Source organism: Dialister sp. UBA1703 (assembly GCA_002320515.1).
Classification (GTDB): Bacteria; Bacillota; Negativicutes; order Veillonellales; family Dialisteraceae; genus Dialister.
This window is the reverse complement of the sequence record DCJJ01000047.1, coordinates 1-6155: the sequence shown is the minus strand read 5'-3', so window position 1 is coordinate 6155 and position 6155 is coordinate 1. Positions and strand designations below refer to the sequence as shown.

Genomic DNA, 6155 nt, shown 5'->3' with positions numbered 1-6155 from the left:
CCTTCGGGAATACGGGAAAGCACCGCCCCGGTCCCGGTCCCGATCCCGACCGCGCCGAAAGGCGCCTGAACCCTCCTGCTTTTGTACATACCCTTTCCCGCCCCCATATCTCCCATATAAAAAGCAGACACCGAAATGCCTGCTTTTTTTGGAAGGAAAGATGTTTTTCTATTAAGCGAAAGGAACCCATTTGCCGTCTTTCACCTGGAGAACGTCCAGGTCCATCTTCGGATCTCTGTGTTCGTCGAACTGGAACTTGCCGGTTGCGCCTTCGAAGTCCTTGATCTGGGCCAGGGCATCGCGGAATTTCTTTCTGTCCGTGGTGCTGCCGGATTTTTCAGCGGCTTCATGCATAACGTAGATGGCATCGTAGGCCTGGGCGGAGAACTGGTCCGGTTCGTGGCCGTATTTCTCCTTGAAGGCTTTGCGGAAATGCTGTGCCTTTTCGGTCTGTCTTTCGGCGTTCCATGGAGTTGCTACCAGGGTGCCTTCAGCAGCGGCGCCGGCCTGTTCGATGTAGGCTGGGCTGTTGAATCCGTTATTGCCGATGATAGGCTGTTTCATGCCCATTTCACGGGCTTTCTTAACGATGAGGGCGCCTTCCTGGTAAAGGCCTGCAATGCAGATGACGTCCGGGTTGGCAGCCTGAATCTTGGTGAGCTGGGCGGAGAAGTCGGTGTCCTTGTCAGCAAAGGTTTCGGTGTCGATAACGTCGATGCCCATCTTCTTGAAGAGTTCTTCGTAAATGCCGTGTTCCCCTACCATCTGGTCGTTATTGTTGGAGTACATAATGGCTACATTCTTGAATCCCAGTTTGTCATGGGCCTTCTTTACGGTAATGGGGATGGCCATTTTGCCGGGGATGGCGTTTCTGAAGATATAGTCACCCAGGTCGGTGATGCCAGGGGCAGTGGTGCCGGTGCCGAAAGCAACGACCTTAGACTGCTGGGCAATGGGGCCGGCAGCAAACATGGAGCCCGACAGTGTCGGTCCTTCGATGGCCAGTACCTTGTCCTGTTCAATGCACTTCTTCATGGCATTGATGGCTTCTGCCTTCACGCCCTTGGTATCATAGGTTTTGAGGTCGATCTTCATCTTGGTATTGGGGTTGTTGTTGATTTCTTCCACAGCCAGTTCCGTGCCGTCCTTCATAGCCTGGCCATAGGCAGCGGCCGGGCCGGTGTAAGCGCCCAGGAAGCCGAATTTCACGGTCTGCGCGCCGCCGGCGTTTCCGCCTGCCTTCTTGTCTCCGCCGCATCCTGCGAATGCTCCGCAGATTGCTGCTGCCGTCATCATTGCTGCCATACCTTTTAACCATTTCTTCTGCATAATGAAAACCTCTTTCCTTTAACTGCCTTCCTACAAATCACTGTTTCCTTAACTTCTGATGGATAAAGATGAAATAAAAAAGCCCCCACCGGCAGCATAAGCTGCCGGCAGGGGCGGATTTCCGCGGTACCACTCTGATTTATCTCTTCTCCCGCCGCATAAGATAGAATGTGCCTGAACAGAAAGCCCCTACCTCCAGCCTCAGCCGGAGATAGGGGCGAATATTTCGCGGTACCACCCTACATTATACTTGCGGTTCCTTATTCGTAACGTGAATGGACGTTTCTGCTTACTATATTCGGCAGAAAAGCTCTCGAGTGACTAACAGTATGCCCCCGTCTACCGGTTTTCATCAGCCACCGGCTCTCTGCAAGATCAAAAGCACCCTTTTTCTCGTTCATCGCTTATTTCTATTTCGCTTTCAGAAGCTTATAGGAATCATAACGCCGGATTTTTGTTTTGTCAAGGGGATTTTTTTTGCAGCTTTGCTGCAAAAAGGGGCGCCGCTCCGCGGCAGGTTATGTAAAAGGGTTGTGTTCGCTCCGCTCTGGGGGCGACAGCCGCTTTCAGCAGCTGAGGGTAGTGGTATCGCCCTGTCGGGCGATGAGTTTTTATGCCGCCTGTCGTCGGCAGCAGCATTACACAATGCTTCCCTTCCTCCCCGGACAGCGGATAGCCGTAAGCGAACAGCGGCCTCTGCCCTCACCCCTCCAGATGAAAGAGCTTCTCCATGTCCTCATTATCAATAATCCGATCGTTCTTCACGTCCCTGTGGGCCAGGAGTTTTTCCACGTGGTCTTCCACGGTACGTTTAAGGAGGGCTTCCGGGTCGATGCCCCGGAGGATGAAGAAGTAGAAGGGGTTTTCGTCAAGCCTTACGCCAATGCCGTACATGACAGCCGCCACGTGTTTGCACATGCGGGCCCAGTCGGGGCAGCTGCAGTCGAAGCTGATTTCCTTCAGGGAGGGGAAGAGGGCCCCTTCTTCGGTGAGGAGGGTTTCCAGGGCTTCGGGAAATTTTCCTTTCACCAGTTCTTCCAGACTGTCCAGCTGCCGGCTGCAGAGGGCAGACACTTTTTTCATTTTCACCTGACCCAGAGGTTTCACTTTGATTTCCACCTTGTAGGGACGGCTCCGGCTCCCCTGCACCAGGGCGGTCACTTTTCCCTCGCCGATAACCAGGTCGATGACAGCGCCGTTTCTCACGTAGGAGCGGCCTCTGGGCAGGCGGTTTTCATAGTCCAGGTACTGCTCCATATTACTGCACCAGGCTTTGCCCCACCAGGTGCGGCAGATGGTGTGGCCGGGGACTTCCACAGGGAACAGGTGTCTTCCTCTTCCTGCCGCATCCCAGAGGGCCTTTCGGGCCTTTTCCCGAAGCTCGTCCACGCTCATGGCGGGGTAGAAATCTTTAGACCAGCTCACGACAGGTCATCTCCTTCCTCTTTGTCCAGTTTCAGAAGGTCCAGCAGCTCTTTGTCCGACAGTTTTGTAATCCATGCTTCTCCGCTGCCCACTGCTTCCCGGGCCAGCTTCTTTTTGTCTTCGATGATGGTATCGATTTTTTCTTCGATGGTGCCCCGGGATACGAATTTATAAACCGTCACGTTTTTTGTCTGGCCAATGCGGTAAGCCCGGTCCGTGGCCTGGTCTTCCACCGCCGGATTCCACCAGCGGTCGAAATGAATGACGGAGGATGCCTTGGTGAGGTTAAGCCCTGTGCCGGCAGCCTTGATGGAAAGAACCATGAAGGGAATATAGTTTTCGCCGTTGAACTCGTCCACCAGTTCCATCCGTTTCTTCACCGCCGTGCCGCCATGGATGACAAGGCCTGGCCGGCCGAAAACTTTGGTGAGGTATCGGGCAAGGGGCTCTGTCATTTCCCTGTACTGGGTAAAAACGAGCACCGGCTCCCGCCTTTCAAGGAGGACTTCGCAGATTTCACGAAGCCGGATAAATTTCCCGCTGTCTTCCGGCCTGAAACGGTTCTGCCCCAGAAATTCATCGGGATGGTTGCAGATCTGTTTCAGCTTGGCAATGGCTCCCAGCACCAGCCCTTTCCGCCGGATACCGCCGCTTCTTTCTTCCTTCAGCATATGGGACAGTTTGTCCAGCTCGCCCTGGTACAGGGCAGTCTGCTTCATGGACAGGGGAATGTATTCCACCGTTTCCAGCTTGTCCGGCAGGTCGGACAGGATGTGCTTATCCGTTTTAAGCCGCCGGAGCACGAAGGGCCCCGTCATTTTCCGAAGGGGCTCATAGCCCCTGTCCTCTTCAGAGAGGTCTTTGACAAAACGGAGGAAACGGGAGCGGCTTCCCAGAAGGCCGGGATTCAGGAAATCAAAAAGGGACCACAGGTTGGTGAGATTATTTTCCACCGGCGTACCGGTCATGGCCAGCCGGGATCGGGCAGGGATAGCTTTCACCGCCCTGGTCTGGCGGGTATTGGGGTTCTTGATATTCTGGGCTTCATCCAGAATTTCCGCCGTCCAGTGCACCTGCTTCAGTCCTTCCAGCCGCTGGGCCATACCGTAGGTGGTGATGGTGAGGAAGGTCTCCGGATGGGCCGCCTTTTCTTCCATTTCCTCCCCCTTTAATCCGTGAAGGAGAGTGAAGGAAAGAGAAGGCGCAAAACGGCCGATTTCCTTTTCCCAGTTTCCCAGAAGGGAGGCAGGAACGATAAGAAGCACCCGGCTGTCAGGACTTTCCGTGCGCAGCTTTTCCATATAGGCCAGCACCTGCACCGTTTTCCCAAGGCCCATGTCATCGGCCAGACACATGCCGAAGCCCAGTTTTGACAGGGTGCAGAGCCACCGGTACCCCTCTTCCTGGTAAGGGCGGAGGGATGCCTTAAAGGTTTTCGGAAGGGAAATAGCGCCGATAGAGACGGGATTCTTCATAAGGCCCAGCATTTGGGAAAGCCAGGTCCCCGGTACATAGCTTACCTCGCCGCCCTCTGCCGTTCCTTCCCTCTGAAGGGCCTCCCGGAAGGACATGGCGCCTCCCAGCTTTTCCATTTTCTTCAGCAGTTTGGCCAGTTTTTCATGGTCCACTTCCACCCATTTTCCCTTGATAAAGGAAAGGCCTTCCGTTTCCTTCATAAGTTCTTTGATATCCGCTTTGGTCAGCTTCACGCCGTCCACGGAAAGGGAGGGGCGCAGGGAAAGAATGGTATCCAGCCCCAGGGGCTCCACCTCCCTGCCACCCAGGGAGACGGAAATGGCAGGCCTGCTTTTGCCCTGTTTCCACCAGTTGGGAATGCGGCAGTAAATGCCCTTTTCTTCCAGAAGGGGCACAGCCTTCAGAAAATCCCAGGCCTCCTTTGATGTGACGCCGAAGGGATGAAGAATGGTGCCATCCTCCACGAAATCCGCCAGATGCGGAATGACCTCGGAGGCCTTATTCAAAGAAGAAAGGAGACGCACCAGTTTTTCCCGGTCCTTTTTATACTCCTCCAGCGCATAGTAAAGGGGCATCTGCCGGGCTTTCCCCTCTCCGTCGAAGGTGGCATAGGTAGCCAGGAAGGCGAAAGGGTAGATTTCATCCTTTCTGTTTTCCACCAGATGGAAATAGACCCGATCCGGCAGGGACGCCCCTTTCTTCTTCGCCAGGATATAGTTCTCCGCCGGCCCGCCGAAGGAGCGGAAATCTTGATGAAAGGCTGCATTGAGGCAGCTTTCCGCCCGGGCGAACCACTTTTCATCTACCCATTCCGTGCCCGGTCCGTAGGGAACGGAATCCATGAGCTTTCTTCGCTCTTCCTCCGGCAGGGAAACTTCCATCTTTTCCTTCAGAAAGGGAAAAAGCGGCGACGTCAGAAGCACATGGGCAAAGGAAGAAGCCAGCCGCCACAGGAAGGTAAAGGAAGGACTGCCCTCCCCCTTTTCCTGAAAGCCCAGGTCGTAAAGAGCCTGCCAGCGTTCTTCCTCAAATCGTTCTTTCCATTTCTTCATGGAAGCAGTCAATTCGCCGCTTCCATCATCTGCTAAAAAGCCCCATTCCGTAAAAATAAAGGACAGCCCTTCTTCCTTATCCCTCATTTCACAGCCCCCTTTCCATCATGATTTCTTTTCCCCATCCGCCGGTGAGGATGATAAAGCTGCCAGCCGTAATGGATGGCGGCCACCCGAAGAAGCAGCACCGCCCCAAAGGCAATCCAGGACACCAGGGACAGCGGCAGGTGCCGGTGCAGAATGCACATCAGAAGTCCGCCGGCCACAGAGGCAATGGCATAGACGTCCATATAGAGCACCACCGGCATGCGGCGGGCCATCATATCCCGGATGACCCCGCCGCCAACAGCAGTAATGAGCCCCAGCATGGTGGGCAGCACATATTCATAGGCCGGCCAGGCGTAAAAAGCAGTGAGCACGCCGGTCACCGTAAAGGCAGAAAGGCCGATGGTATCGGAAATATGGTAAAAAAGAGAAATAATCAACTTTCCCTTCTTCGGGATGCGGAAGAAGGGATAAAGGAAACTGACAAAGAGGGCGGTGCCGATGGACACCAGAAGACTGGTAGGATGGGACAGCGCGGAAGGAGGGATAATGCCGCAGAGCACATCCCGGATCATGCCGCCGCCTACGCCGGTCATCACCGCCAGCACCGTAATGCCGAAAATATCCATACGCCGGTAGAGACCTACCACGGCGCCGGAAAAGGCAAAGGCAATGGTGCCTAATATTTCAAAAATCATCCAGGTAACAGACATGGGAATGCCTCGCTTGTTTTAAAAGGTTCTCAGGTTTGACGGCGCCTGTGCGCTGAGGGTTAAGAAGACTTATGACGCCGCATTGGATAAAAATACATATGAAATTCGATTCTGC

Annotated in this window: 4 protein-coding genes and 1 other annotated feature; all 4 genes read right to left on the bottom strand. The window is 54.4% G+C overall.

Annotation, left to right across the window (positions count from 1 at the left end; translation table 11 throughout):
* Positions 1-171: 171 nt before the first annotated feature.
* Positions 172-1329 (bottom strand): ABC transporter substrate-binding protein, encoded by a 1158-nt coding sequence (locus B2Y11_RS02280; RefSeq protein ID WP_291055650.1) that lies wholly within the window; start codon positions 1327-1329, stop codon positions 172-174.
* Positions 1330-1539: 210 nt separating this feature from the next.
* Positions 1540-1739 (bottom strand) — a binding site (T-box leader).
* Positions 1740-2031: 292 nt separating this feature from the next.
* Positions 2032-2754, bottom strand: a complete 723-nt coding sequence (locus tag B2Y11_RS02275; protein WP_291055647.1) for a hypothetical protein — start codon at positions 2752-2754, stop codon at positions 2032-2034.
* Positions 2751-5369, bottom strand: a complete 2619-nt coding sequence (locus B2Y11_RS02270) for a DEAD/DEAH box helicase (RefSeq protein WP_291055645.1) — start codon at positions 5367-5369, stop codon at positions 2751-2753. The genes B2Y11_RS02275 and B2Y11_RS02270 overlap by 4 nt, the downstream gene beginning before the upstream one ends.
* Entirely contained in the window at positions 5366-6040 is a 675-nt protein-coding gene (locus B2Y11_RS02265; RefSeq protein WP_291055643.1) for a trimeric intracellular cation channel family protein, read from the bottom strand. The genes B2Y11_RS02270 and B2Y11_RS02265 overlap by 4 nt, the downstream gene beginning before the upstream one ends.
* Between the last annotated feature and the right edge of the window lie 115 nt (positions 6041-6155).

Excerpts from the sequence above, each read along its gene's own strand:
- B2Y11_RS02265 (WP_291055643.1), bottom strand. The coding sequence starts at position 6,040 with ATGTCTGTTACCTGGATGATTTTTGAAATATTAGGCACCATTGCCTTT.
- B2Y11_RS02270 (WP_291055645.1), bottom strand. The coding sequence starts at position 5,369 with ATGAGGGATAAGGAAGAAGGGCTGTCCTTTATTTTTACGGAATGGGGC.
- B2Y11_RS02280 (WP_291055650.1), bottom strand. The coding sequence starts at position 1,329 with ATGCAGAAGAAATGGTTAAAAGGTATGGCAGCAATGATGACGGCAGCA.